General features: G+C 67.8%; 24 protein-coding genes and 6 tRNA genes. 9 read left to right on the top strand and 21 right to left on the bottom strand.

The features are described from left to right. The first annotated feature begins 35 nt into the window (after positions 1-35). From ACQCSY_RS00955 to ACQCSY_RS00945, 3 genes are read left to right on the top strand one after another with little or no spacing between them, the layout of a single operon-like run. A complete protein-coding gene (locus ACQCSY_RS00955) occupies positions 36-857 on the top strand; it encodes an ECF transporter S component (RefSeq protein WP_427132410.1) in 822 nt (273 codons plus the stop codon). A gap of 4 nt (positions 858-861) precedes the next feature. Further along, a complete protein-coding gene (locus tag ACQCSY_RS00950; RefSeq protein ID WP_427132408.1) occupies positions 862-1,620 on the top strand; it encodes an energy-coupling factor transporter transmembrane component T in 759 nt (252 codons plus the stop codon). Then, the gene (locus ACQCSY_RS00945) at positions 1,617-3,161 is read left to right on the top strand and encodes an ABC transporter ATP-binding protein (protein ID WP_427132407.1); all 1,545 of its coding nucleotides are present in this window, start codon (positions 1,617-1,619) and stop codon (positions 3,159-3,161) included. Before ACQCSY_RS00950 ends, ACQCSY_RS00945 begins: the two co-directional genes overlap by 4 nt. 173 nt (positions 3,162-3,334) lie before the next feature. On the opposite strand, the gene ACQCSY_RS00940 is transcribed toward ACQCSY_RS00945, so the two are convergent. Together ACQCSY_RS00940 and ACQCSY_RS00935 are read right to left on the bottom strand one after the other, a co-directional pair. Then, complete coding sequence (locus ACQCSY_RS00940; RefSeq protein WP_427132406.1) at positions 3,335-3,766, bottom strand: hypothetical protein; 432 nt, start codon at positions 3,764-3,766, stop codon at positions 3,335-3,337. Between the two features lie 45 nt (positions 3,767-3,811). Next, a complete protein-coding gene (locus ACQCSY_RS00935; protein ID WP_427132405.1) occupies positions 3,812-4,339 on the bottom strand; it encodes a DUF2269 domain-containing protein in 528 nt (175 codons plus the stop codon). A gap of 338 nt (positions 4,340-4,677) precedes the next feature. Between ACQCSY_RS00935 and ACQCSY_RS00930 the strand changes: the two genes are divergently transcribed. Further along, positions 4,678-5,235 (top strand): TetR/AcrR family transcriptional regulator, encoded by a 558-nt coding sequence (locus tag ACQCSY_RS00930; protein ID WP_427132403.1) that lies wholly within the window; start codon positions 4,678-4,680, stop codon positions 5,233-5,235. 221 nt (positions 5,236-5,456) lie between these two features. Further along, entirely contained in the window at positions 5,457-6,098 is a 642-nt protein-coding gene (locus ACQCSY_RS00925; protein ID WP_427132401.1) for a LysE family translocator, read from the top strand. A gap of 38 nt (positions 6,099-6,136) precedes the next feature. On the opposite strand, the gene ACQCSY_RS00920 is transcribed toward ACQCSY_RS00925, so the two are convergent. The 10 genes from ACQCSY_RS00920 to ACQCSY_RS00875 all read right to left on the bottom strand — a co-directional run bounded on the left by ACQCSY_RS00920 (position 6,137) and on the right by ACQCSY_RS00875 (position 17,214). Further along, positions 6,137-6,457, bottom strand: a complete 321-nt coding sequence (locus ACQCSY_RS00920; protein WP_427132399.1) for a GYD domain-containing protein — start codon at positions 6,455-6,457, stop codon at positions 6,137-6,139. 413 nt (positions 6,458-6,870) lie between these two features. Beyond that, entirely contained in the window at positions 6,871-9,036 is a 2,166-nt protein-coding gene (locus tag ACQCSY_RS00915; RefSeq protein ID WP_427132397.1) for a 3-hydroxyacyl-CoA dehydrogenase NAD-binding domain-containing protein, read from the bottom strand. After that, the gene (locus ACQCSY_RS00910) at positions 9,033-10,373 is read right to left on the bottom strand and encodes a thiolase family protein (RefSeq protein WP_427132395.1); all 1,341 of its coding nucleotides are present in this window, start codon (positions 10,371-10,373) and stop codon (positions 9,033-9,035) included. The genes ACQCSY_RS00915 and ACQCSY_RS00910 overlap by 4 nt, the downstream gene beginning before the upstream one ends. A gap of 152 nt (positions 10,374-10,525) precedes the next feature. Continuing rightward, complete coding sequence (locus ACQCSY_RS00905) at positions 10,526-11,869, bottom strand: HRDC domain-containing protein (protein WP_427132394.1); 1,344 nt, start codon at positions 11,867-11,869, stop codon at positions 10,526-10,528. A 74-nt stretch (positions 11,870-11,943) separates the two neighbouring features. Next, positions 11,944-12,594 carry a DUF3000 domain-containing protein gene (locus ACQCSY_RS00900; RefSeq protein ID WP_427135581.1) on the bottom strand — a complete coding sequence of 217 codons (651 nt, stop codon included), beginning with the start codon at positions 12,592-12,594 and terminating at the stop codon, positions 11,944-11,946. A gap of 84 nt (positions 12,595-12,678) precedes the next feature. Further along, positions 12,679-13,767 carry a threonine aldolase family protein gene (locus ACQCSY_RS00895; RefSeq protein ID WP_427135579.1) on the bottom strand — a complete coding sequence of 363 codons (1,089 nt, stop codon included), beginning with the start codon at positions 13,765-13,767 and terminating at the stop codon, positions 12,679-12,681. A 49-nt stretch (positions 13,768-13,816) separates the two neighbouring features. Then, on the bottom strand, positions 13,817-14,569 hold the full coding sequence (locus ACQCSY_RS00890; protein WP_427132392.1) for an SDR family oxidoreductase: 753 nt from the start codon (positions 14,567-14,569) through the stop codon (positions 13,817-13,819). Continuing rightward, positions 14,566-15,966, bottom strand: a complete 1,401-nt coding sequence (locus ACQCSY_RS00885) for a DUF6421 family protein (protein WP_427132390.1) — start codon at positions 15,964-15,966, stop codon at positions 14,566-14,568. The genes ACQCSY_RS00890 and ACQCSY_RS00885 overlap by 4 nt, the downstream gene beginning before the upstream one ends. A gap of 241 nt (positions 15,967-16,207) precedes the next feature. Then, positions 16,208-16,708, bottom strand: coding sequence for a peptide-methionine (R)-S-oxide reductase MsrB (gene msrB, locus ACQCSY_RS00880; protein WP_427132388.1), 501 nt, complete (start codon positions 16,706-16,708; stop codon positions 16,208-16,210). Positions 16,709-16,722: 14 nt separating this feature from the next. Continuing rightward, positions 16,723-17,214: a hypothetical protein gene (locus tag ACQCSY_RS00875; protein ID WP_427132386.1), complete on the bottom strand. Its 492-nt coding sequence runs from the start codon at positions 17,212-17,214 to the stop codon at positions 16,723-16,725. 180 nt (positions 17,215-17,394) lie between these two features. On the opposite strand from ACQCSY_RS00875, the gene ACQCSY_RS00870 reads away from it, so the two are divergent. Then, positions 17,395-18,705: an alpha/beta hydrolase family protein gene (locus ACQCSY_RS00870; protein WP_427132384.1), complete on the top strand. Its 1,311-nt coding sequence runs from the start codon at positions 17,395-17,397 to the stop codon at positions 18,703-18,705. Here the strand turns inward: ACQCSY_RS00870 and ybaK are convergent. From ybaK to ACQCSY_RS00855, 3 genes are all read right to left on the bottom strand, one after another. After that, positions 18,702-19,199 carry a Cys-tRNA(Pro) deacylase gene (gene ybaK / locus ACQCSY_RS00865; RefSeq protein ID WP_427132382.1) on the bottom strand — a complete coding sequence of 166 codons (498 nt, stop codon included), beginning with the start codon at positions 19,197-19,199 and terminating at the stop codon, positions 18,702-18,704. The two genes, ACQCSY_RS00870 and ybaK, sit on opposite strands and share 4 nt — an antisense overlap. Before the next feature lie 27 nt (positions 19,200-19,226). Then, positions 19,227-19,718, bottom strand: a complete 492-nt coding sequence (locus ACQCSY_RS00860; protein ID WP_427132380.1) for a SufE family protein — start codon at positions 19,716-19,718, stop codon at positions 19,227-19,229. Positions 19,719-19,798: 80 nt separating this feature from the next. Then, a complete protein-coding gene (locus ACQCSY_RS00855) occupies positions 19,799-20,728 on the bottom strand; it encodes a sulfurtransferase (RefSeq protein ID WP_427132378.1) in 930 nt (309 codons plus the stop codon). A gap of 251 nt (positions 20,729-20,979) precedes the next feature. Between ACQCSY_RS00855 and zapE the strand changes: the two genes are divergently transcribed. Then, positions 20,980-22,017: a cell division protein ZapE gene (zapE, locus tag ACQCSY_RS00850; RefSeq protein ID WP_427132376.1), complete on the top strand. Its 1,038-nt coding sequence runs from the start codon at positions 20,980-20,982 to the stop codon at positions 22,015-22,017. Positions 22,018-22,109: 92 nt separating this feature from the next. On the opposite strand, the gene ACQCSY_RS00845 is transcribed toward zapE, so the two are convergent. The 6 genes from ACQCSY_RS00845 to ACQCSY_RS00820 all read right to left on the bottom strand — a co-directional run bounded on the left by ACQCSY_RS00845 (position 22,110) and on the right by ACQCSY_RS00820 (position 23,163). After that, positions 22,110-22,379 (bottom strand): antitoxin, encoded by a 270-nt coding sequence (locus ACQCSY_RS00845; RefSeq protein WP_427132374.1) that lies wholly within the window; start codon positions 22,377-22,379, stop codon positions 22,110-22,112. 217 nt (positions 22,380-22,596) lie between these two features. Further along, positions 22,597-22,671, bottom strand: a tRNA-Val gene (locus ACQCSY_RS00840). 55 nt (positions 22,672-22,726) lie between these two features. After that, positions 22,727-22,799: transfer RNA gene (locus ACQCSY_RS00835), tRNA-Gly, on the bottom strand. Between the two features lie 58 nt (positions 22,800-22,857). After that, positions 22,858-22,932: transfer RNA gene (locus tag ACQCSY_RS00830), tRNA-Val, on the bottom strand. Positions 22,933-22,972: 40 nt separating this feature from the next. After that, a tRNA-Cys gene (locus ACQCSY_RS00825) sits at positions 22,973-23,043 on the bottom strand. 47 nt (positions 23,044-23,090) lie between these two features. Further along, positions 23,091-23,163: transfer RNA gene (locus tag ACQCSY_RS00820), tRNA-Gly, on the bottom strand. 329 nt (positions 23,164-23,492) lie between these two features. On the opposite strand from ACQCSY_RS00820, the gene ACQCSY_RS00815 reads away from it, so the two are divergent. Then, positions 23,493-23,567 (top strand) — tRNA-Val (locus ACQCSY_RS00815). Between the two features lie 112 nt (positions 23,568-23,679). Beyond that, on the top strand, positions 23,680-24,525 hold the full coding sequence (locus ACQCSY_RS00810; RefSeq protein WP_427132373.1) for a cytochrome: 846 nt from the start codon (positions 23,680-23,682) through the stop codon (positions 24,523-24,525). Positions 24,526-24,595: the final 70 nt, after the last annotated feature.

The following is a 24,595-nucleotide window of genomic DNA, read 5'->3' as shown; positions in this document are numbered from 1 at the left end:
ACCCGGCAGGCACCTCACAACCAAAGGAACACCCCATGTCACAGCCATCACTGACGGTCCCCGCACCTGGACAGGCGGCCGGCCGTGGGCGCCGCCTGCTGGAAATCGCGGGTGCCGCGGCCATCGCCGCCACCTACATCTTCCTGGTCCTCACCCAGCCCGCGGACATCGCCAACGGCCCGGCCAGCTTCTCGGCCCTCGTGGCCCTCGGCGGGTTCCTGCTCGGTACGGGGCTTCTCATTGTCGCCGTGCTGCCCGTCCTCCCCACCTCCACCCTGGTCCTCATCCCGGTTGCGCTGGTGCTGAACGTCGTCCTCGGCCAGCTCATGGGCAGCACCGGGCTGCCGTTCTACTTCGACGCGATCGGCACGGTCCTGATCGCTGTCCTGGCCGGCCCGGCGGCCGGTGCCGCCACCGGCGCGCTCAGCAGCATCGTCTGGTCCTTTTTCAACCCCACCGTCCTGCCCTTCGCGGCCGGCGCGGCACTCATCGGCTTCCTTGCCGGCCTGGCCGCCCGCGGAGGACTGTTCCGCCGCTTCTACCTGGCACCCGTGGCCGGCTTCATCACCGGCATTCTGGCCGGCGTAGTGTCCGCCCCGATCGCCGCCTTCGTGTTCGGCGGCACCGCTGGCATCGGCACGGGCGCGATCGTCAGCGCCTTCCGCGCCATGGGGGACACCCTGCTCGCCGCCATCACCAAGCAGGCCCTCATCTCGGACCCCATGGACAAGGCGATCGTCTTTGCCATCGCCGCGCTGCTGGCCTACGCCCTGCCGCGCCGCACCACGTTCCAGTTCCCCTTCGTGCGGCGCTTCCGGGTGCTCGCCGGCAAGGCCCCGGGAACGCCCGAAGCCTGAGAACATGCCCCCGCGCCTCCACCCGCTCACGGCGCTGACCGCGGCTGCCTGTACCGCTGTCATCACGACGGCGGCAGCCAGCTGGCCGCTGTCCCTCGCCGTGTCCCTCGCAGCGGCCGTGCTTGCCGCACGCGCGGGAGTTGCGGGGCGGGTGCTGCCCGCGGCCGCCGTGATCCTGGCACCCTTGTGCGTCTCCCTCCTGGTGCTGCACGGGCTGTTCTTTCCCGAAGGCCATACGATCCTGGCCCAGTGGGGCCCGGCCCGGGTCACCGCGGAGGGGCTGGGTTTCGCGCTGGACCTGGCCTCGCGCACCGCCGCGTGCGTACTCGTGTTGCTGCTTTTTTCCTTCACCGTCAGCGTCCCCGATCTCGTCGCAGCCCTGGCCGCCAAGCGGGTGCCGCCGCAGTTCGGCTTCGTCCTCGCCTCCACCCTCACCCTCGTACCGGCCATCGCGGCCCGGCTGGACCGTATCCGGCAGGCCCAGGAAGCGCGCGGGCTGGTGCTCCGCGGCGGCCTGCTGTCCCGGCTGGGCGCCGTGCGGCTGCAGATGGTACCGCTGGTCCTGGGGCTGATCGAGGACGCCGGCAGCAGGGCGCAGGCCCTCGACGCGCGGGGATTCGGCAGCCCGGGCCCGCGCACCAGCTACCGCGACGTCGATGACCCGCCCGCCCAGCGGCGCTTCCGCGCCGCGGCGCTGCTGCTGGCCGCCTGTGCCGTGGCGCTCCGGCTGGCGCTCTCCTGGCCGGCTGCGGGGCCCTCGTGAGCGCCACGACGCGGCCGGCGCTGCTCGCGCGGATCGGCAGTTTCACCTTCCACGGGGACACCCGTCCTGTCCTGCGGAACGTCAGCCTGTCCGCTGCGCCGGGCAGGCTGACGGCGGTCCTGGGCGGTTCCGGCAGCGGGAAGACCACGCTGGGCAAACTGCTGGCCGGCTGGCTGCGGGCCGGACACGCCGGAAGCCTCAGCGGCAGCCTGGAGCTCGGCGCCGCACGGCTTGAGTTCCACGGCGGGGCGGACGATCCCCGGATCGATCCCGCAGCGTGGTCCCGGAGGGTGGGCTTCGTCCCGCAGGACGCCGCAGCCATGCTGTCCTCGGTGCGCTCCACCGTGGCGGAGGAACTCGCCTTCGGTCTCGAGAACCGGGGCGTTCCGCGGGAGGACATGCGCCGCGACGTGACCCGGACCGCAGTCTTGACCGGCCTGGACCGGTTTTTGGACCGCGACCCGTCGACTCTTTCCGGCGGGGAACTGCGCCGCCTTGCCGTGGCCTGCGCCGCCATCACCGGTCCCGACGTGCTGGTGCTCGATGAACCGTTGGCGTCCCTGGACGGGGCCGGAGCCAGCCAGGTCCGGGATCTTATCCGGGGACTGCTCGACGCCGGCACCGCCGTCGTCCTGTTGAGCCAGGCCGCCGACGGGCTCGCCCGCGAGGCCTCGCACTGGATCGTCCTCGACAGGCACTCCGGCAGCGGCACGGTCACCGCCAGCGGGCCGCCGGCGCAGGTTGCCGGCTCCGCCGAGCTGGACAGGGCCGGCGTGGTTCTCCCCGACGGGCCCGGCTTTGACGGGCCCGGCGCGGCAGGGCACGGCGTGCCCGGGGCACGCACTGCACTGTCCGGGGCGCCCGCGGCCCTCGAACTGACGGGCATCGGCTTCCGCTACGGGGCGGCCAACAAACGTCCGAGCACGCGTCCGGGAGAACAAGTGCTCCGGGATCTCGATTTGGCGGTGCAGCCCGGTGAGATTGTTGCCGTGACCGGCCCGAACGGGACCGGCAAATCGACCCTCCTGCGCCACTTCAACGGTCTGCTCCGTCCGACGTCCGGGGACGTGCTGGTCGGCGGCACCAGCATTGCCGGCAGCCCGACCGGCCGGGTCGCCGCCTCGGTGGGGCTGCTGTTCCAGCACCCGCGGGACCAGCTCTTCGAACGGACGGTGCTCCGCGAAGTCAGTTTCGGCATCCGCAGGCTGATCGGGGCGGAGGCGGCCGGCACCCGGGCGCTCGAGGCGCTGGCCGCCGTCGGGCTGTCCGGCGCCGCAGAAGCCCACCCGGCCGAACTGCCCGCCTCACAGCAGCGGCTGCTCGCCCTGGCCACGGTCCTGGCGCGCGAGCCGTCCGTGCTTGCCCTGGACGAGCCGACCGTGGGGCTGGACCGGCACGGACTCGAGCGGCTGGGACAGGCCGTCGACGCCGCCACGGCGCGGGGCGCCGCCGTCGTGCTGGTCACGCATGACCTCGCCTACGCGCGGGCCCACGCGCACCGCATCCTCGAGCTCGACGGCGGCAGGCTCCGGGAGGTCTGAGGGCGCCCAGGTTAGCCAACCCGAGGGGACTTGCAGCGTGAGGGGCGCCGGTCTGGTCAGTGAGAATTCATATAGACCAGCACCAGCGACGCCTGAGGCAGGTGAAGCCACGTCGCGTGACTCTTGATGGGTATACACTTCGTCGGCGGAAGGGGCATCCGAAGGAGCCGTATCTAGTCCGGCCGCCGGGGTTCATGCGTGCTGTTGCCGCCGACCTGGATGCCGGCGGCGTGCGCGAGGTGACTCCAGCCGGCGTTGCTCAGGGCATGTTGGGCGGCGTGTGTGGCCCTGGCCGGTGTGAGTGCGGATTGGACATGGCCCTCGTCGAGCGTTTCGGCGAGGGTTCCTGCGGCGTCCAGGAACGTGTTCGCCGCCTGCTGTACGTCGTCGGGCCACGGCACGGCAGCGACGGCGATGCGCGCCTTACGGACTGTGTGGATCCAGGCTGGGTCGATGGCGGGCGCATCGCCGTGGAGGCTCATGTCGATGTCATGGAAGCCCGTACTGTCACTGTAGGTGAGGGCGGCGATCATTCCGCCGGCTGCGCCAGCGTCGGTGGCGGCATTGCTCTTACCTGGCCAGCCGGGGAGGCGATGGTGCTTCATGGGAAACTCCTTTGCTATGGGCGCTCTACTACCGTCCGGTCTGGTTCAACCGAGTGCGCGAGTAGGGCTGCGTTGCATTCGCTGTCCGTAAGGGGTCGCGCCCCGGGGTTTGTACACCCCCAGCACCGTCGCGACGATCAGGAGCGCCAGGGCGGCGCCGGCGTGCAGCACAGGCGAGGGGCTCCGGAGCAGATGGAGATCGGTGGTGGCGGATGTCGTGTCTGCCGCCAGGTCCGCCAGGTAGCCGATCGACGGCATGTACAGGAGCAGGACGGCGGTGGCGAGGACGTTGATGAGGAGTTTCGCGAGGACCCAGTAGTGCCGCAGCAAGCCCCAGTTGGTGCCGAACGATTGGAAAATGCCGGTGAGCAGCGAGGCGATGCTCAACGGAACTAGGACGAAGCGGCCGAACGGTGCCATCGCGATGTCCATGGCCCGCACGATCTGAACTTCCGGGCTGACCACTGCAGTAATGGCAAGACAGAGAAATGCAGTCACCGCGCCGAGCCAGCCTACCGACGAGGCGATGTGAGCGGTGAGCCCGACTTTGCGGAGACCGGGTGGCATGATCATGGCCGTCACACTCCATGTCCGGCAGCGGTGAAGGGTAGCGGGTGGCCAGCGAGAGCGCCCGGCATATGGCGACCGGGACCGTGACCGGTGAGCAGCATGACGATGACCAGCACGACAAAGACAATGGCGGTAATCGCGAAGACCTTCACCCACCTCGGTGGGCCGCTGGCGGCTCCTCGGCCCGATCCGTCCTTGCTGTCGCTGGTTGGTTGCCGGTCGCTCATAGGTTCCTTCTCCTGTCACGCGGGGACCCGTGGGTCATGGAAGGAATCTTATCGAGACACATTGTTTTAATCAAGACATAGTGTCACGATCGCTGCGTATCGTAGACTGGGTGCGTGCCGAAGCTGTGGAATGAGACAATCGATGCGCACCGCGCCGCGGTCCGGGAAGCGATCCTGGAGGCCACCGTGGCGCTCGTTGCCGAGCACGGGGCGCTGTCGGTGACGATGTCGCAGGTCGCCCAGCAGGCCGGCATCGGTCGAGCGACTCTGTACAAGTACTTCCCGGATGTCGAGTCGATCCTCATTGCCTGGCATGACGGGCAGCTCGCCGGCCACCTCGAGCACCTCACCCGGGTCACCGCGTCAGGAGGCGACGCGGGCCAGCAACTCGAGGCAACCCTCGAAGTCCACGCCATGATGACCCACGAACATCACGGCCCCCCTTGGGCAGCGATCGTGCACGGTGGCGACGCCCGGCATCGGCAGGACGCCTTCATCCAAGACGCATTGCGCAGTGCCGCCAGCTCTGGCGCAATCCGCAACGACATGACGCCCGAGGAGCTCGCCAACTACTGCCTTCACGCACTCGCCGCTGCCGCCAACCTGCCGTCGAAGGCGGCGGTGAGACGCCTGGTTCAGCTCACCCTCGACGGCCTGCGACCGAAACCCTAGAGCTTGTGACTGATAGTCAGGGATGGCGGAACAATGCGTCGGCCAGTCCGATCAAGCTGGCGGAATCAGGACAACGAATGAGAGTATCGTCAGCTCGCGCCGGAAACCGCCGGGTCAGGTGACTCTGCACGGTGCAAAGAACGACCCCGTGCTCATGCTCTCCGGCCGCTCTTTGTGGCAGTGTTTTGTGGCGGTAGCCACTTTGCCGGATAATCGTTCCCATGACCATCGCTTCGCTCGCCGCCTTTGCCGGCCTGTGTCTCGTCCTTTCGGTGACGCCTGGACCGGACACGTTTTTGGTGCTGCGCATCGCCTTGAACCGACCCAGTGCCGGCATCGCCGCGGCGGCCGGTTCGGCTGCCGCGGCGATCGTGTGGGCTGGGCTTGTCGGCGTAGGTCTGGCAGCTATTCTGGAACAGTCTGCCGAGATTTTCCGTTGGCTCAAGATCGCAGGCGGGCTGTACTTGCTGTACCTCGGCGTTTCGTCGTTCCTGAAAACGCGCAAGGCCGCCAAGGAAAGACTTGAGAGCGGCAGCGACGAGACGCCCCTCCTGTACAACAGGCTTGCAGGTTTTGGCGCCGGGGCGCTGTCGACTCTGCTCAACCCCAAAGTGGGCCTGTTCTACTTGGCGATCGTCCCGCAGTTCATTCCGCACGGCGGGGACACCATGGGCACGGCCCTGATCCTGGGCTCGGTGGAAGCCGTCATCGCCTTCGCCTACCTGGCCGTGGTCGCCGTCGTCGCGTTCAAAGCGATGGGGTGGCTGCGGCGCCCCAAGGTGAACACCGCCGTCGAACGCGTCAGCAGCGGGATCATTGCGGCCCTTGGCGCAGGCGTCATCGCCTCCGGCGCGAGCAGTTAGTTAACTCGCTGCCCAATTACAGCCGGGCTGCTGGTCTTCTATTGCCCGGGGGCCCGGTATGACGGTGTCTTTTTGGCTGCCTCGTCGAGATCCTCCGGTGTCATGAGCGGTTTCAGCTGCAGCTCCACGGAGCCTGTGGAATTGATCATCAGCGACAGGGCGGCCGCGTTGGCCTGATCCGGGATCTCAAAGACCCCCAGGACATCGGTCTCCCCGAAGGCGTAGTAGAAACATTCGAGCGAGCCTCCCACCGATTTAAGCGCTTCGACGACCGCATCACGGCGCTTTGTGCCGCCTTCTCGCATGAGGCCTTTAATGCCGTCGCCCACGTAGTTCGCTTGGAACAGATATTTAGTCATGGTCTTTCCCGTCGTGTGACGTCCAGGACGCGGGCCTCCGAAGGTGTGCCCGACACTCAACGAGGGAAGGTCCCGGAGTTGGTCCCCAGAGCGGGGCTCTGCCCACATGCTAGGCCCTGCCCTTCGCGATGACAATGGTCCGCGTTGACTCGTAGAAGATGCGCGCGTAGCCGGATTCGAAGAAACATTTGAGAATGCCCGCGTAGCGGTGTGTCCACCAGACCGAGCGTTGGCCTCGTCGTGGCACTTCCAGGCCGTCCGCATCGAAATGCCGAGCTCGTCTATGTGTCGAGCACCCACTGCGCCGGCGCAACCCGACACGCAGCGCCGCCGCCCGGACCGCATTCGTGACGGGGGCCGGGAATGCGGTCCGGGTGGCGGCGCCAGCCGGAGACAAGAGTGGAACGGCGTCCCTACGCCGGCGCGGAGGCTACGCCGGGCGCGAGGAACTTCCTGCCGTTGACCCGTTCAGAGGCGCCCACCCGGTCAAGGTACGGGGTGATGCCGCCGAGGAACATCGGCCAGCCGGCGCCGAGGATCATGCAGAGGTCGATGTCCTCCGGGCCTGCCACGACGCCCTCGTCCAGCATGAGGCCGATTTCCTCCGCCAGGGCATCCTGCGTGCGGCGCAGCACGTCCGCGCCGGTCGATGGCGAATTGCCGAAGGACATCAGCGCCAGCGTCTCGGCCGGGATGAAGGGCATGCCGTCCGGGTCCTTCTCGGGCGACCAGATGGATTTCACGCCGCTGCCGATCAGCTTCTGCAGGTTCTGCGAGACCGTGAAGCGGTCCCCGAACGCGGCGTGCAGCGACTCCTGGACGTGCTGCGCCACCGGCAGACCCACCATCGCGCCGAGGACGAACGGCGTCATCGGCAGCCCCATCGGGCGCAGCGCTTTGTCCGCCACCTCGGCGGGCGTGCCCTCGTCGAAGGCCGCCGTCACTTCGCCCATGAGGCGCAGCAGGATGCGGTTGACCACAAACGCGGTGGCATCCTTGACCAGCACGGCGGACTTCTTGAGCCCCTTGGCGAGCTCGAATGCGGTGGCCAGCACGGCGTCGTCGGTCTTCGGCGCCCGGACGATCTCCAGCAGCGGCATGACGGCCACCGGGTTGAAGAAGTGGAACCCCACGAGCCGCTCCGGGTGCTCCAGGTCCTCCGCCATGGCCGTGACGGACAGCGAGGAGGTGTTGGTGGCGAGGATGCACTCCGGGGAAACGATCGCCTCCACTTCCTTGAAGACCTGCTTCTTGACGTTGAGCTCTTCGAAGACGGCCTCGATGACGAAGTCGGCGTCGGCGAACGCTTCCTTGGAGACCGAGCCGGTGACGAGTGCCTTGGTGCGGTTGGCGGCGTCGGAACTGATCCGCTTCTTCGCCAGCAGCTTGTCCACCTCGGCGTGGACATAGCCCACGCCCTTGTCCACGCGGGCCTGGTCGATGTCCGTCATCACCACGGGCACCTTGAGCTGGCGGGCGAAGAGCAGCGCGAGCTGGCTCGCCATCAGCCCGGCCCCCACGACGCCGATCTTGGTCACGGGGCGGGCGAGCTTGCGGTCCGGGGCGCCGGCGGGACGCTTGGAACGCCGCTGCACGAGGTCGAGGAACGCGTAAACGGTGGAGCGGAACTCGTCGGTCTGCATGAGGTCCGCGAGCGTCTCGCATTCGAGCTCCGCGGACTCTGCCTGCGTCAGGGTCCGGTTGGCTTCCAGGACGTCCAGGACCTTCGCCGGCGCCGGGGAGGCGTTGGAGGTCTTGGCTTCCACGAAGGCACGCCCGGCGGCGACGGCGTCCGCCCAGCGGGCGGCAACCCGCGGATCGGACGGGTCGACGGCGTTGGATCGCTCCGGTGTCACGGCACCGGCGATGACCTTCGAGGCCCAGGCGACGGACTGCTCCACGAAGTCGGCCGGCTCGAACATGGCATCCGCCACGCCCAGCTCGAACGCCTGCGGCCCGGTGAGGGTGCGGTTGTTGCTCAGCGGGTTCTCGATCATCACCTTGACGGCGTTTTCGGGGCCGATCAGCCGCGGCAGGATGTAGACGCCGCCCCAGCCGGGAATGAGGCCGATGAAGGCCTCAGGCAGGGCCAGCGCGCCGGCGCCGGTGGACACGGTGCGGTAGGTGGACTGCAGCGCGATTTCCAGCCCGCCGCCCAAGGCGAGGCCGTTGATGAACGCGAAGCTGGGGACGCCGAGGTCAGCCAGCGTGGAGTAGACATCGTGGCCCAGCTGGGCCATCCACAGCCCGTGCTCGCGGCCCGTAACGGACTTGACCGTGGACAAGTCGGCGCCGGCCACCAGGAAGTACGGCTTGCCGGTCACGCCGACGCCGACGATCTCGCCCCGGGCGGCACGCTCCTTCAGGCCTTCCAAGACCGTGCCGAGCTCCACGAGGGTGTTGGGGCCCAGGGTGGTCGGCTTGGAGTGGTCCAGGCCATTGTCCAGGGTGACCAGCGCGAAGGTGCCGGGGCTGTCCTTGCCATCGACGGCGGGAAGCTCGATGTCCTGGACGTAGGAGTGGGTGAGAGTCTCGTTCGGGAAGAGATCGGCAAGCTTGCGGAAATCTGCGGCGCTCATGCTGCGGCTCCAGTCTCGGTGGTGGTGGCTGATTCGGCACCGGCAACGGCTCTGCTGTCGACGGCACTGCTGTCAACGGCCCTGCTGTTAACGGCACTGCCGTAGTCGGCGTGGTGCGGGTTCTCCCAGATCACGGTGGCTCCCATGCCCAGGCCGATACACATCGTGGTCATGCCGTACCGGACCGAGGCGTCCTCCTCGAACTGCCGGGCCAGTTGGTTCATCAGCCGGACGCCGGAGGACGCGAGCGGGTGTCCGACGGCGATCGCGCCGCCGTAGCGGTTGACCCGGGCGTCGGCGTCGGCGATCCCGAAGTGGTCCAGGAAGCTGAGCACCTGGACGGCGAAGGCCTCGTTGATTTCAAAGAGGCCGATGTCTCCGATGCCGAGTCCGGCGTTCTTGAGTGCCTTTTCGGTGGCCGGGACCGGGCCGATGCCCATGACCTCGGGTTCCGCACCCGCGAAGGCGTAGCTGACCAGGCGCATCTTGACCGGCAGGCCCAGTTCCTCGGCGGCGTCCGCGGAGGCCAGAATGGCGGCCGTGGCGCCATCGTTGAGGCCGGCGGCATTCCCGGCGGTCACGCGGCCGTGTGCACGGAACGGGGTCTTGAGCGCGGCGAGGTCCTCGAGCGAGGTTCCCGGCCGCGGCGGCTCGTCCAGGGTGTTGACGGTCCAGCCCTGGCCGGGCTTCATCGTGGCGACGGGCACGAGGTCGGGCTGGATCTGGCCCTTGGCGTAGGCCGCGGCCAGCTTGTCCTGCGACGCGACGGCGTAGGCGTCGGCGCGGTCCTTGGTGATGGCCGGGAAGCGGTCATGCAGGTTCTCGGCTGTGTTGCCCATGTTCAGGGCGGCCGGGTCCACGATCCGTTCCGACATGAAGCGCGGGTTCGGGTCCGCGCCGGCGCCCATCGGGTGGTTGCCCATGTGTTCCACTCCGCCGGCAATCACGACGTCGTACGCGCCGAAGCCGATACCGCTCGCCGTCGTGGTCACAGCGGTCATGGCGCCGGCGCACATCCGGTCGATCGCGAAGCCGGGCACCATGCGGGGCAGGCCGGCCAGCAGGGCAGCGGTACGGCCGATGGTCAGGCCCTGGTCGCCGGTCTGCGTGGTGGCCGCGATGGCCACCTCGTCGATCCGTTCGGCGGGCAGGGAGGGATTGCGGCGCATCAGCTCGCGGATGCATTTGACCACGAGGTCGTCGGCGCGGGTTCCGGCGTAGATGCCCTTCTCGCCGGCGCGGCCGAACGGGGTGCGGACGCCGTCGACGAAGACGACCTCGCGGATGGGGCGGGAATTCGCGCTGCTGGGTTTTCCGCTGCTCCGGGTTTGGCTCACGTGTTACTCCTCATTGAGACATGGATGCCGGATCCCCGTACCGGTGGCAGGAAGTGCCAAGGGCAGCAGGATTCCGGGCGACATCAAGCAACATGTTACTTGCCGGTAACATAGCTGGCAAGGAGTGTGGAGGCGGCGCGGCGGCCGGCGGCTTAGAGGGCGAAGCCGGACGCCGTCTCCACGGCGGCCTTGGGTTCCTTCACGGGCAGCGGCTCGGGGTGGAGGAAGGCCTCGGTGATCAGCGGTGCGGTGACCGCGATCTGCCACTGGCGCGCCCCCAGGGTTAGTAGTTCCTCGGCCACGCCCTCCTCGCTGAGCTCCGCCGGCGGACGCCAGGCCACCCGCCGGAGGTAGTCCGGCGTCAGCAGGTTTTCCACCGGCAGGTTCAGTTCCTCGGCCCTGGCCTGGAGCTTGGGGCGGGCCGTGGCGAGCCGCGCGGCGGCCTCCGGGTCCCGGTCGGCCCAGACGCGCGGGGGCGGGGGCGCGTTGGTGGGCAGGTGCAGCGGCGGGAGTTCCTCCAGGGCCCTGGCGGTGCTGATGCAGCGCAGCCAGCGCGGGGCTTCCCGCTGGGCGGCCCGGCCGTGGAAGCCCTTGGTGCCGAGGAGCTGCGGAACGGTGGACGGCATCGCCTTGGCCGCGGCGACGAGGGCCGAGTCCGGGATGAGCCGGCCCGGGGCGACGTCGCGCTTCTGGGCCAGCGAATCGCGTTCCAGCCAGAGCTCGCGCACGGCGGCCAGCTGGCGGCGGTCGCGGATCTGGTGGAGTCCAGAGGTCTTGCGCCACGGGTCAACGCGCGGTGGGGCCTGCCCGGCCTCGAGGATGGCGGCAAATTCCTGTTCCGCATAGTCGAGCTTGCCGTCGGCCACGAGGAGTTCAATGAGCTCTTCGCGCAATTCGGTGAGGACCTCGACGTCGAGCGCGGCGTAGCGCAGCCAGGGTTCCGGCAGCGGGCGGGTGGACCAATCCGCGGCGGAGTGCTCCTTGGCGAGCCCGAAGCCGAGGAGTTGTTCGATGACGGCGGCGAGCCCCACGCGGGGCAGTCCGGCCAGCCGCGCGGCGAGCTCGGTGTCGAACAGCTTGTCCGGCCACATGCCGAGCTCAGACAGGCAGGGCAGGTCCTGGCTGGCGGCGTGCAGGATCCATTCGACGCCGCTCAGGGCGTCGTTGATGATCCGCAGGTCACCGAACGGTTCGGGGTCGATCAGCCAGGTTCCGGAGCCTTCGCGGCGGATCTGGACGAGGAAGGCGCGCTGGCCATACCGGAAGCCGGAGGCGCGTTCGGCATCCACGCCCGCGGGGCCGTGGCCCGCGGCGAGGGCCGCTGCGCAGCGTTCCAGGCCGGCCTGCGTTTCGATGACGAGCGGCACGCCGTCGCGGGGGGCGTCGAGGTCGATTACCTCGGGGACCAGGCTGTCGAAGCCTTCCACCGTGATGTGGGCTGTGGTGTCAGCGGCCGGAGCGCCGGCCGTGGTGATTTCCGGATTTTGAGGGGTCATGATGTCTCCAGTTTACCGACAACACGGCGTATGAGGCTGCGACCGTCGCGGAACCGACTCGTTTATGCCTGACGTCACGACTGTCCCCGGGGTCGCCGGGGCAGCGCCGTGACGCCCTCGGGCAGCGGCGGCAGCCCGGCGAAGGTGCAGACCATGTCCGACCACGCCTCCAGGTGCGAGGTGATGTCCGGGGTGGCCGGGGTCCAGGAGGCGCGGAGCTCAATGTCGATCGAATTGGGCCTTTCGGCGAGCGTTCCGAAGCTTTCGGACAGCACCCGGGTCGCGGTGCCCCCGGCCGAGCCGTAGGGCGCCTGGTGGTTCTCCAGCGCTTCGACCAGCCAGGTCCACGCGACGGATCCCAGCATTTCATCGTTGCCCATTTCGGCCTCAAGCTGGGCGCGGATGTAGGTGACGATCCTGAATTCCCCGCCCCACACCGCCGAGCCGTCGGGATCGTGGAGCAGGATGAAGCGGCCGGTGGCCAGCTCGACGTCGTCGCTGCCGGAGGCTGGTTCCAGGCCGGCGGCGGCCGGGCCGTGGACCATGCCGGCCTCGGCAGCGCCGCCGGGGCCGATCACCTCGGCCCCCAGGGCGACCGCGAACGGCGCGAGCCGGGACGGTGCCGGAATCTCGTCCAGGTGCAGTTCGGTGCGGCACCGTGCTTGTCGAAGGGTTCCCAGGGCGAAGAGGAAATCTGCCGGAACCTGGTCGAGTGAGTTCACAATGGAAGATTATGCAACGCGGGCTCTCCGGCCCGGCAGGCTCGCCGCCGGGCCGGAGATACAGTGCAGGGAGATACCGTGCAAGGGTCAGGCGGGAGCGAGTTCGCGCCTGATGGCCGCAATGAAGGAATCAACGTCTTCCTCGGTGGTGTCAAAGGAGCACATCCAGCGGACCTCGCGGGCCGCCTCGTTCCAGTCATAGAAGCGGAAGGTCTTGCGCAGGCGGTCCGCCACGCCGGCGGGCAGGACGGCGAAGACGCCGTTGGACTCTGTCTTCTGGCTGAGTTCGACGCCAGGAATCCCCTCGACGCCGGCGCGCAGCCGGGCGGCCATCGCGTTGGCGTGCGAGGCCGAACGCAGCCACAGATCTCCTTCGAGCAGGGCAATGAACTGGGCGGACATGAACCGCATCTTCGACGCGAGCTGCATGTTCATCTTGCGCAGGTAGATCAGGCCGTGGGCGGCTTCCGGGTTGAGGGCGACCACCACCTCGCCGAACAGCAGGCCGTTCTTGGTGCCGCCGAAGGAAAGGATGTCCACGCCGGCGTCGCGGGTGAATGCCCGCAGCGGAACGTCCAGGTGGGCGGCGGCGTTGGCCAGCCGGGCGCCGTCCATGTGCAGTTTCATGCCCTTGGAGTGGACATGCTCCGCGATGGCGCGGACCTCCTCCGGCGTGTAGCAGGTGCCGAGTTCGGTGGTCTGGGTGATGGAAACGGCCAGCGGCTGGGCGCGGTGCTCGTCGCCCCAGCCCCAGGCTTCGCCGTCGATCAGCTCGGGCGTGAGCTTGCCGTCGGTCGTCGGGACCTGGAGCAGCTTGATGCCGCCGATCCGTTCCGGCGCGCCGTTCTCGTCCATGTTGATGTGCGCCGTGGAGGCGCAGATGACGGCGCCCCAGCGCGGCAGCAGGGACTGCAGGGAAAGGACGTTGGCGCCGGTTCCGTTGAAGACGGGGAAGCACTCGATCCCGGTGCCGAAGTGAGCTTCCATGAGCTGCTGCAGTCGCGCGGTGTAGTCATCCTCACCGTAGGAGACCTGGTGCCCTTCATTGGCGGCGGCGAGGGCAGCCAGGACTTCGGGGTGGACGCCCGAGTAGTTGTCCGAGGCGAACCCGCGGACGGAGGGATCATGGAGCCGCACCGCAGTGCTGGCAGGGGCAGTTTCAACTGTGCTGGTCATCGTTTTACTCACGCTTTCAGTCTAAGAGGTCGGGTCTCCACGGCTAAGTTCAACGGCTAAGCGGGAGCCGCCGGCCGTTCAATTCCGCCGCGGGGGAGGTGAAGAGTCCGACGACGGCGGCCGCCAGGTCCTCCACATCGGTAAAGCCGGGGAAGGTGCGTTCGGGGGACTTGGCGCGCATCTGCGCGTCCACGAGGGCCTTCACGACGAAGATGGCGGCGGCGCTGTGCTGCTCCATCGGCGACTCGGTTGTGCCGGGTGCGGCGTTGCCGCTGCGGAAGCCGTCCGCCAGGGCAAGGGTCCAGGCCTCCGCCGCGGCCTTGGCCGCGACGTAGCTGGCGCCTCCCGCCGTCGGGCTGCTGACGGCCGTGGAGGAGACCATCGCGAAGCGGCCCGTGTCCGAGGCCGCGAGATCGTCGAAGAAGACCCGCGTGACGTTCCGCAGCGTGGTGATGGCGGCACGTTCCAGGAAGTCCCAGTCCTCGTCGCTCTGGTCCGCAATGCCCTTCGCGCCGCGCCAGCCGCCCACGAGGTGGATGACGCCGTCGATGCTTCCTGCCGTTCCCGCCAGAATGGCATGCACAGTGGCGTGCAGCGCGCGGACGTCCGCCAGGCTGGCGAGGTCGCAGACCAGCGGCGTGACGCCGCTGCCGGCCTCGGCGGCGCCGGCCTCGATGCGGGGACCGTCCGAGCCGACAGTGAAGACGGTATGGCCGGCCTCGCGCAGGGCGCGGGCCGTGGCGATCCCGGACGGCCCGCTGCCGCCCGTGACCACCACGTTCAGGGTGCGTCCGGCGCTCATCCGGCGGCGTTCATGGCCCGGGTTGCGGATCCGGTGGCTGTGTCGCCCGTGATGCCGGCCGTGGATTCAATGACGGACCGCATCTTCTTCTCGAGGGCCTCATAGAACATGGACAGCGGGAACTCGTCGTCGAGCACCTGGTCCGTAAGGCCGCGCGGCGGGCCGTCCAGCGGCAGGGCGCCGGGGCCCTTGGCCCAGACCGAGGCCGGGTTCGGCGTGACAGTGCCGGAGATGAGCTCGTAGGCGGCCAGCCAGTGGGCCGTCTTGGGGCGGTCGATCGAGCGCCAGTACAGTTCCTCGATCCGGGCACCGAGTTCAATCACGACGTCGGCGGCTTCGTCCCAGTCGATGCTGAGCTTGCTGTCGGTCCAGTGCAGCACGTGGTGCTGGTGCAGCCACGCGAAGAGCAGCTGACCGCCGAGGCCGTCGTAGTTGCGGACGCGGCTGCCGGTGATCGCGAAGCGGAAGATGCGGTCGAAGATGACGGCGTACTGGACGAGTTTGGCGTGCCGGCGTGCTTCCGGGTCCGCGTCCTCGTCCTTCTCGATCTTCACGGATTCGCGGAAGGCGGTCAGATCGCAGCGCAGTTCCTCCAGGGCGTAGAGGAAGAACGGCATGCGCTGTTTGATCATGAACGGGTCGAAGGGGAGGTCGCCGCGCATATGGGTGCGGTCATGGATGAGGTCCCACATGACGAACGTTTCCTGGGTCAACGCCTGGTCCTCGAGGAGGCCAGCGGCGTCCTCGGGAAGCTGCAGCGAGGTGATGTCCGCGGCGGCGCGAAGGACGCGCCGGAAGCGGGCCGCTTCACGGTCGGCGAAGATGGCGCCCCACGTGAAGGTCGGGGTTTCGCGGACGGCCACGCTTTCCGGGAACAGCACTGCGGAGTTCGTGTCGTAGCCCGGGGTGAAGTCCAGGAAGCGGATCGGGACGAAGAGCTTGTTGGAGTACTCGCCCTCTTCCAGCCCGGCGATGAACTCGGGCCAGATGACCTCGATCAGCACGGCCTCGACGAGTCGGTTGCTGCTGCCGTTCTGGGTGTACATGGGGAACACGACGAGGTGCTGCAGCCCGTTGACCCGGTGCTGCTGCGGCTGGAAGGCCTGCAGCGCGTCAAGGAAGTCAGGCACGCCGAAGCCGCCGTCGGCCCAGCGGCCGAAATCGGTGACGAGGAGTTCAAGGTAGCGGGCGTCGTGCGGGAAGGCGGGGGCGAGTGCCGTGATCGCTGCCGAGATGGTGCCGACGTGTCCGGCGGCGGTCTCGTGGGAGGCGGGGTCCGGCACGGATCCGTCCTGGATCTGGAGGGCCTGCAGGGCGGTGGCGGCAGCTTTGAGCTGCAGCCAGTCCTTGGAGTTGGCGGTGATCGGGGCGGGGGCGGTAATAGCGGTCGTGGTCATCGTCGACAGGCGCCTTTCGGGTTGCTTGGAGCGTCTCGCTGGTTTCTAAACCGAGCGTAGCAAGCAATCAGAACCTCTAATGCAAAATAAGGTCGAGCATAAGAAAGTCTGTGGCAAGTGCGGCGGGAAGCCTGCCCCAGCTACAGCAGGGGCGTGGCTGGCTGCCGGGCACCGCAACGGCGGTGCCCGGCAGCCAGCCGGGGTAAGGGGCCGCCGGACGCCTGGGTCACTTCGGCCAGGGTCAGTTCCCGGCGTCGTCTGCCGGTACCAGCTTCAGCGAAACGGAGTTGATGCAATAGCGCTGGTCCGTGGGGGTGCCGTAGCCTTCGCCGTCGAACACATGGCCCAGGTGGGAATCGCACGTGGCGCAACGGACTTCCACGCGCTCCATGCCCAGGGCGCGGTCGTGGATATAGCGGACGGTCCCGTCCGCCAGCGGAGCCCAGAAGGAGGGCCAGCCGCAGTGGGAGTCGAACTTCTCCTTGCTCGTGAAGAGTTCGGCGCCGCAGGCGCGGCACTGGTAGACGCCCGCCGTGTGGGTGTCCCAGTATTCACCGGTGTACGGCCGCTCCGTGCCGGCCTGCCGCAGCACGCGGTACTCCTCGGGCGTCAGCTCCCGGCGCCACTGCTCGTCCGTCTTCGCTGCGGGCGGGGACGCCGGGGGGACGGGTCCGACGGCGAGTGACGGGTCCGGGGACGTGGTAGCGGACGTGTTTGCTGAAGTGTCTTCGGGGGTGCTCATAGCCTGATTAACGCTCAGGAGTCCCCGATAAATCCCGAACCGGCGTACAGATGCAGCACGGGCAAGCCCAGCCGGTCCTGGGCCTTGTTGGCCCAATCGGTGTGGAAGGTGTCGGCCAGGGCATGCGGACGGGTGACCACTACGGCCTGTCCGGCGCCCAGTTCCTTGACCTTGGCGACGAGGCCCTCGACGGCTCCGCCTTCGACCACCTCGCCCGTGACACCGCTGCCAAGCCCGGCCAGCGCCGCGAGCGAGTCGGCCAGGGTCTCGGCGGCTTCGGCCCGCTCGGCGGCAGGATCGTGGGACTGTGCCGTCAGTTCGCGGAAGGCCTTGGCGATCTCCAGCATGGACAGGTTCTCCAGGAAGTCCACCACCAGGTGTCGTTCGGTATTGGCCGGAACCAGGACCACCAGGGGCGAATCACCGCCGGCAACCAGGGATTCAATGTTGACGCGGTCATCCGCGCCGAGGGGCTCTTCTGTCAAAATGACGATTGGATCACTCATGACCCCAGCCTAGTCGCGCGCTTCTGCCCCTGCACGACTCTGACGCTGCACGAATCTGCCAGCCCACTAATCTTCCCGTGTCCCTGCCGGCGTCTGAATACTCTTGGGCGGGCAGCCTGAACAGGCAGTTTGAACAGACAGGATGCCCGCCTTGGGCCGGAGTTCAGTCAGAATGGTGCCATGGCATCATCCCTGCGCCTCTTGCCGGACCCGCACCGGAGCCCGTCCGCCCGTGGACCCGCCGCTCCCCTTGAGGAGGGCGCCGGGGCCGTGCGGCCCGGAAATGCCAAGTGGGCGGTGGGCGGCATCATCGGCGGCAGCGCCGCGGCGGGCCTGCTGGCCGCCGGGTCGTCCGCCCTGGCGCTCTATTTCGCCCGGCGCGTCATCACCCCGGCGAGGGTCCGCGAGCCGGACCAGGAAGTCCTGGCCGTGATCCGCGAGGGGCGGGGTCTGCGGGTCATCCTCGCGGCCACACCCGATGCGACGGTGGACGGCGTCTACGGGCTCTTCTTTGACGGCGGGCGGGGCCACGCCCGGATCGGCCGGATCCTGTCCTACTCGCCGGCCGAACGCACCGTGCTGCGGGAGGTCGAGGCCGTCTACAGCGGTGACCTTTCGACCGCACGGCGCGGCTGGTGGAGCGGCGCGGTCAACCCGGATCCCGCCACCGCCGGTCTTCCGGCGGAAGAGGTGCTGATCGAGGTCGACGGCGGGACCGCACCGGCGTGGCTGGTAGGGGCCGCGCCGGCGTCGGACGTCTGGGCGATCATGGTGCACGGACGCGGGGCCACGCGGCAGGAGGGCCTCCGGGCCGTCCGCACGGCCCGGGAACTGGGCATGTCCAGTCTCCTGATCTCGTACCGCAACGATGGACTGGCGCCGTCGGCCCAGGACGGGCGCTACGGACTGGGCTCCACCGAATGGCGCGACGTCGAGGCCGCCATCAGCTTTGCCCTCGAGCACGGTGCCCGCGAAGTGGTGCTCTTCGGCTGGTCCATGGGCGGCGCGATCTGCCTGCAGACGGCCGACCTCTCGCGGTACCACCACCTGATCCGGGCGATGGTGCTGGACGCACCGGTGATCAACTGGGTCAACGTGCTGGCGCACCATGCGGAGCTGAACCGGATTCCGTCCTCCGTGGGCCGCTACGGACAGCTGATGCTGAGCCACCGCCTGGGCCGCCGGCTGACCGGACTGGCCGCCCCTGTGGACCTGAAGGCAATGGACTGGGTATCGCGTGCGGTGGAGTTGAGGACGCCGACGCTGATCCTGCACAGCGTGGACGACGAATATGTTCCCTACGGGCCGTCCGCGGCCTTGGCCGAGAAGAACCCGGACATGGTCACGTTCGAACCATTCAGCAAGGCGCTGCACACCAAGGAATGGAACGTGGATCCGGAGCGCTGGGAGCGGCTGGTCACGGCCTGGCTGCGGCAGCAACTGGCACCCCGCGCAAACCCGGGAGCCGCACGCGTCGGCGAGAGCCGCTAGCGCCCGCCGGTGCCGATCCGGGCGGTGCGCGCGGCGGTGAGCCTGATCAGCTCAGCGGGTTTCAGCTCAATGTCCAGTCCGCGCCGTCCGCCCGAAACGAGGATCGTGTCCAGCTCCAGGGCGCTGTCATCCACGACCGTGGGGGAGGACTGCCGCTGCCCCAGCGGGGAGATGCCGCCGAGCACATAACCGGTCCGGCGCTCCGCAGCGGCAGGATCAGCCATGGCGGCCTTCTTGCCACCCAGGGCAGCAGCCATCGCCTTGAGGTCGAGGTTCCCGCTCACCGGGACGACGCCGACGGAGAGCCGGCCGTCGACGTCGACCATCAGGGTCTTGAACACCCTGGCGGGGTCAATGCCGAGCACTTCCGCGGCTTCCAGGCCGTAGCTGGTCGCCGCCGGATCGTGGCTGTAGGGGTGCGCAACAAAAGGAACGCCGGCCGCCGCGAGGGCCGCGGTGGCCGGCGTTCCCTGGGATGCCTGTTTGCGGGCCATCTCAGTTAAGAGTCCGGGCGCCCGGGGTCAGGACTGCCGGGTGCGGGACTGCCGCGCTGCGGACGGCCCTGCCGAGGAGGCGGCCACCTTGCGCTTAATCCGGCCCAGCATCGCCGTCATGCCGCGCATGCGCAGGGGAGTGATAGCCCGGGTGAGGCCCAACAGTTCCGGCATGTCGTCCGGGACGGCCAGGATCTCCGCTGCGCTGAGACCGTCGAGTCCTTCATGCAGCACACCCGCGAAGCCGCGGGTGGTCGGGGCTTCCGGGGGTGCCTTGAAGAACAACCGCACGCGCTCCGGCGCATCGCCGTCGAGATGCTCCGTCTCGATGGTGAGGAACAGCGGAGTCTGGCACTCGACCACCTGCTCCATCAGCTCCGGGTGGTCCCTGAGCCGCTCCGGAAGCTCCGGAAGCTCGCGTGAGAACTCAAGGAGCAGCTGCAGCCGCTCGGCTTCGGTCAGGGCCTGGAAGTCGTCAACAATTTCCGCCAGTGCGGCGGGGAGGGCAAAAGTATTCATCACTCCCAGCTTACGCACGCCGAGCGATTGTGTCCCGCTCCGGGCCGAGTTGTCCGTCCCATTGGCGGCCGGCGTATCGGCTACCTGGCGGCCTGCCTGATGGCCGGAACCGGGCCGCGTTCGGTGCCCTTGACGATCGGGACGCGCACGGCATTGCCCCACTCGGTCCAGGAGCCGTCGTAGTTGCGGACGGTGTCGAAGCCCAGAAGGTACTTGAGCGCAAACCAGGTGTGGCTGGAACGCTCGCCGATCCGGCAGTACGCCACGACGTCATCGCCTTCCTTGAGCCCGGCTTCACCCAGGTACAGCACCTCGAGTTCGGCGCGGTTCCGGTAGGTACCGTCCCCGGCTGCCGCGCGGGCCCAGGGGATGGACGCCGCCGTGGGGATGTGGCCGCCGCGCAGGGCGCCTTCCTCGGGGTAGGCCGGCATATGGGTGCGCTGGCCGGTGTACTCCTCGGCCGAACGGACGTCGATCAGCGGCTTGCCGAAGTGCTCCAGGACATCGCCCATGAAGGCGCGGATCGGGGCGTCGTTGCGTTCCACCACGGGGTAGGTGCGGGGGGCGGGAACAGTGGTCTCCTCGGTGAGGGCGCGGCCCTCGGCGATCCACTTGTCACGTCCGCCGTCCAGGAGCCGGACGTCCTCGTGGCCGAAGAGGGTGAACACCCACAGGGCGTACGCGGCCCACCAGTTGGACTTGTCGCCGTAAATGACCACGGTGCTGTCCCGCGAGATACCCCTGGCCGCGGCCAGGGCGGCAAAGGCCTCGCCGTCCACGTAGTCGCGCGTGACCTCGTCATTAAGGTCCGTGTGCCAGTCCATCTTCACCGCGCCGGGGATGTGGCCGGTCTCGTACAGCAGCACGTCCTCGTCGGACTCCACCACCACCAGCTTGCCGCCGTCGAGCGCGCCGGCTTCTATTGCCGCAGCGAGCCAATCGGTGGATACCAGCCGCTCCGGGTGGGCATAGGCGGCGAACTTCTCGTTCTGCTCAACGGGGTAGGGCATTGCGGTGGCCTTTCACTGAAACTGTCAGGAGGCCGGGCCGTGGAAAGATCGAATGCGGCGCCGGGCCTGGTACAACACTAGCCACGCCCCGGGGAGAATGCTCCACAGCGTCACACTCGGAAATATGGCCTTCATCACGTGCCCCGGTCCGCACAGGCCTTCCTCCCGCCTTCGTCACGCCTCCCTCAGAAAGAAGTGGCGGCGTTGCCGGTATTCTTTCTGGGGACAAGAGACCAGCAGAACGGACCACCTTGGTACAGATCGAACAGCTCGCCGCCAGAACACCGGCAGTTTCCGTGGATGAACTCCTCAACGGGTTCTATCCGTCGTCGCGGTTTGGCGGGGTGTCGTTTTCCAGCTACCGGCCGGATCCGTCCCAGCCCAGCCAGGCGCATGCCGTCCGTGAGCTGGAGGGCTTCGCGTCGGGTGTGGGCGCGCGCGACGGCGACGGCCTGTTCAAGCGGCTCTTCGCCAAGAAGGACACCTCCCGGGCCGGGATCTACCTTGATGGCGGCTTCGGCGTCGGCAAGACCCACCTGCTGGCCTCGCTGTGGCATGCCGCCCCCGGGCCCAAGGCTTTCGGCACGTTCGTGGAATACACGAACCTGGTCGGGGCGCTGTCCTTCCGCAAGACGGTCGAGGCCCTCAGCCACTACAAGCTCGTGTGCATCGACGAATTCGAACTCGACGATCCGGGCGACACCGTGCTGATGTCCCGGCTTATGCGCGAACTCGCCGACGCCGGCGTCAAGCTCGCCGCCACCTCCAACACCCTGCCTGGCTCCCTGGGCGACGGCCGCTTTGCCGCCGTCGACTTCCAGCGCGAAATCCAGGTGCTGGCGGACCAGTTCGACGTCGTCCGGATCGACGGTGAGGACTTCCGCCACCGCGGCCTCCCGGCGGCCCCCTTGCCGCTGCGCAATGACGAGCTGGCGCACCACATGAAGGCCGAGTTCGACGGCAAGACCGTGGCCCGCGATGAGTTCAGCACCCTCATCAACCACCTCGCCGGCGTCCACCCGAGCCGCTACCGCCAGCTCCTGGACGGTATCGAGGGTGTGGTCTGGAAGAACGTGGAAACAATCACCGAACAGGCCGTGGCCCTGCGCTTCGTGGTGCTGGCGGACCGGCTGTACGACAAGGATGTCCCCATCCTCGCCAGCGGCGTGCCCTTCGATCAGCTCTTCACGGAGGAAATGATGACCGGCGGATACATGAAGAAATACTTTCGAGCCGTCTCCCGGCTGACCGCACTTGCCCGCGAGGGCCAGAACCACGAACCTTCCTGACAGCCGGGCCTTAGAAGAAGCGCTGTCCGTTAAACGCCGAAGGTGCCGGCGCCGCCTCACGGCGGGACCGGCACCTCGCTGACGTACCTGGGTCAGAGGCCCTGCTGCCGGGGTTCCCCGGCTACAGGGGGCTCACCGGCGACGGGATTCTCCTCGGCGACGGGTGCCGTCTCCGGATTGCCGTCTGCCTTGTCCACGAAGTCGGAAGCACCCTGCTGCACGGCATCGATCTTGTCGGCGTACTTTCCGCCGGTCTTCGAGTCGACGAAATCGCCGGCTTTACCGATGCCGTCCTTGATGGCCTGTTCGTTGCCACCAATGATTTGCTGAGCCTTGCCCTTCAGATCGTCAAGAATTCCCACGGGCACCTCCCCTCGGTCGCGGAGCCAGATCGCTCCTCCCGCTTCTGATCGTAACGGCCGGTCCCGATCATGCCAAGGGCGCGGGGCCATTCGTGTCCGTCTGCTGTCAAGGGTCTTGCGGCCCGGTCCAGATATCACCGGGGCACACGACCAGGGCCGATCGGGAAGGGCGCAGAAAGCGCGCAAGAAAAAAGCAGCTCCGCGGAGCTGCTTGCTGTGGTGGGCGATACTGGGATCGAACCAGTGACCTCTTCCGTGTCAGGGAAGCGCGCTACCGCTGCGCCAATCGCCCGCAACCGGAAGGATCCGGAGTGGAATTGTTTGAATCTAGTACAAATGCATAAGAGAGCGGACGACGAGATTCGAACTCGCGACATCCACCTTGGCAAGGTGGTGCTCTACCAGCTGAGCTACGTCCGCAATATGAAGTCCATGCCGGCTGGGCCGGTGGTACTGCATCAAGCAAGTTTCCTTGCTTTGGTGGGCGATACTGGGATCGAACCAGTGACCTCTTCCGTGTCAGGGAAGCGCGCTACCGCTGCGCCAATCGCCCATTGCCATCCGGCCAGAACCGGAAACCATGGTTTTCACCGAGGTGGGTACGGGATTCGAACCCGTGTATACGGCTTTGCAGGCCGCTGCCTCGCCTCTCGGCCAACCCACCGTGTAAGCAGGATTCCGAAGAAACCCTTGCCGTGACAGTGTCCTGCGAGCGGACGACGAGATTCGAACTCGCGACATCCACCTTGGCAAGGTGGTGCTCTACCAGCTGAGCTACGTCCGCAATGTTGGAGTGGATTTCCGCGCCGCAATCGGCATTTCCTCGCGTTCCAACGAGTAAGAACTCTATAGGAGGTTCGAGGAATCTACAAATCGCGACGGCGCACGTTGCGGCGGATGGCCCTGCTTCGTTGAATTCTAGGGGATTTTGCGAATTACAGACTTGTAATTCGGCTGGCGGCGCTTGGCGCTCCGAAAGTGGACCGCGGGCGATCCCGCCGCGATCCAGGAACTCTGCCAGACCTCTGTGAGGCGGGCATGAACGGTCGGGACAGGCGCGTGACAGGCCGATTTCTAAAATCCGCCAGCGTGGGCTAGCATTCAATGGCATTGGGGCGATTGGCGCAGTGGTAGCGCGCTTCGTTCACACCGAAGAGGTCACTGGTTCGAACCCAGTATCGCCCACCAAGATACGCACCTGAACAAATGGTCCGTTCCGCTGACTCAGCGGGGCGGGCCATTTTGTTTTGTTCCCACTGCTTTTGCTCCCATTGTCTGACCCCTGTGAAAGAGTCTTTCCATGACCGCTCCGCTCCTCGCCCACGCCACCGACTACGGCCGGATGTACGCACGCTCCACGTCCGAGCAATTCTCCGTCCCTTCCATCACCACGGTTATCGGGCAGCAGCCCCACGGCCTGGACGGCTGGTTCGGGTACATGGGTGCAAACAGCCTCGCCCAGGATCCCGCCCTGCCCGGCATCCTGGGCAGCCCGGCGAAGCTGCGCCAGGCGGTGAGCCGGGCGGCGAAGGCTGCGGAAACGTACCGGGACGACGCCGCCAAGCGCGGGGACCGGGTGCACAACTATTGCGAGCAGGTTGCGCTCCGTGCCCTCGGCCGGCCGCACCAGATGAAGGAAACCCGGGAGGCGCTGGCGGCCAACGGCGAGGAAGCCTTCGCGGCCCGCTTCGACGAATGGTGGGAGCTCTTCCAGGTGGAGCCGATCGCGCCCGAGATCACGGTCTGGAACAAGACGGTCGGTTACGCCGGCACCCTGGACCTCGTCGCAAAGATCAACGGCCGGACCTGCCTGATCGACTACAAGACCAAGGGCACAAGCCGTGACGGGACTGTCAAGCCGCTCGACGACAAAGTGGTGATGCAGCTCGTGGCAGGCATGAAGGCCGAGGAAAGCCTCGTCGACCCCGTGGCGGGGGAGTGGGAAGCCTGGCCGCACGGCGAATCCCCGATCCTGCTGGCGGTTGCAGTGGGTGAGACGGAGGTCCGTCCGCTGCGCGCCAACCCGGACGTCCTCAAGCACCACTGGTGGAAGTTCTGTGCGCTCCGCCGCGTGTGGGAGATGTCGGCAGACACCGCCACCGCCGGAACCGCGCTGCTTCCGCTCGCCCCGCCGGCGAACCGCTGAGCCCGAACCGGGCAGCTGCAACTAAACTGGACTGGATCCCGTAGCCGCCCACCGTGAGGACAGATTGCAC

This window comes from Pseudarthrobacter sp. S9, assembly GCF_050156545.1.
Taxonomy (GTDB): domain Bacteria; phylum Actinomycetota; class Actinomycetes; order Actinomycetales; family Micrococcaceae; genus Arthrobacter.
The sequence above is the reverse complement of the archived record's forward strand: the minus strand, read 5'-3'. Positions and strand labels throughout refer to the sequence as shown.

What these genes read in the sequence shown, in the direction of transcription:
- ACQCSY_RS00895 (WP_427135579.1), bottom strand. Translation starts at nt 13,767, where the DNA reads ATGACCAGCACAGTTGAAACTGCCCCTGCCAGCACTGCGGTGCGGCTC.
- ACQCSY_RS00955 (WP_427132410.1), top strand. Translation starts at nt 36, where the DNA reads ATGTCACAGCCATCACTGACGGTCCCCGCACCTGGACAGGCGGCCGGC.
- ACQCSY_RS00905 (WP_427132394.1), bottom strand. Translation starts at nt 11,869, where the DNA reads ATGACCCCTCAAAATCCGGAAATCACCACGGCCGGCGCTCCGGCCGCT.
- ACQCSY_RS00870 (WP_427132384.1), top strand. Translation starts at nt 17,395, where the DNA reads ATGGCATCATCCCTGCGCCTCTTGCCGGACCCGCACCGGAGCCCGTCC.
- ACQCSY_RS00860 (WP_427132380.1), bottom strand. Translation starts at nt 19,718, where the DNA reads ATGAATACTTTTGCCCTCCCCGCCGCACTGGCGGAAATTGTTGACGAC.
- ybaK (WP_427132382.1), bottom strand. Translation starts at nt 19,199, where the DNA reads ATGGCCCGCAAACAGGCATCCCAGGGAACGCCGGCCACCGCGGCCCTC.
- ACQCSY_RS00935 (WP_427132405.1), bottom strand. Translation starts at nt 4,339, where the DNA reads ATGATCATGCCACCCGGTCTCCGCAAAGTCGGGCTCACCGCTCACATC.
- ACQCSY_RS00940 (WP_427132406.1), bottom strand. Translation starts at nt 3,766, where the DNA reads ATGAAGCACCATCGCCTCCCCGGCTGGCCAGGTAAGAGCAATGCCGCC.
- ACQCSY_RS00925 (WP_427132401.1), top strand. Translation starts at nt 5,457, where the DNA reads ATGACCATCGCTTCGCTCGCCGCCTTTGCCGGCCTGTGTCTCGTCCTT.
- ACQCSY_RS00950 (WP_427132408.1), top strand. Translation starts at nt 862, where the DNA reads ATGCCCCCGCGCCTCCACCCGCTCACGGCGCTGACCGCGGCTGCCTGT.
- ACQCSY_RS00875 (WP_427132386.1), bottom strand. Translation starts at nt 17,214, where the DNA reads ATGAGTGATCCAATCGTCATTTTGACAGAAGAGCCCCTCGGCGCGGAT.
- ACQCSY_RS00915 (WP_427132397.1), bottom strand. Translation starts at nt 9,036, where the DNA reads ATGAGCGCCGCAGATTTCCGCAAGCTTGCCGATCTCTTCCCGAACGAG.
- ACQCSY_RS00810 (WP_427132373.1), top strand. Translation starts at nt 23,680, where the DNA reads ATGACCGCTCCGCTCCTCGCCCACGCCACCGACTACGGCCGGATGTAC.
- ACQCSY_RS00885 (WP_427132390.1), bottom strand. Translation starts at nt 15,966, where the DNA reads ATGACCACGACCGCTATTACCGCCCCCGCCCCGATCACCGCCAACTCC.
- msrB (WP_427132388.1), bottom strand. Translation starts at nt 16,708, where the DNA reads ATGAGCACCCCCGAAGACACTTCAGCAAACACGTCCGCTACCACGTCC.
- ACQCSY_RS00855 (WP_427132378.1), bottom strand. Translation starts at nt 20,728, where the DNA reads ATGCCCTACCCCGTTGAGCAGAACGAGAAGTTCGCCGCCTATGCCCAC.
- ACQCSY_RS00920 (WP_427132399.1), bottom strand. Translation starts at nt 6,457, where the DNA reads ATGACTAAATATCTGTTCCAAGCGAACTACGTGGGCGACGGCATTAAA.
- ACQCSY_RS00890 (WP_427132392.1), bottom strand. Translation starts at nt 14,569, where the DNA reads ATGAGCGCCGGACGCACCCTGAACGTGGTGGTCACGGGCGGCAGCGGG.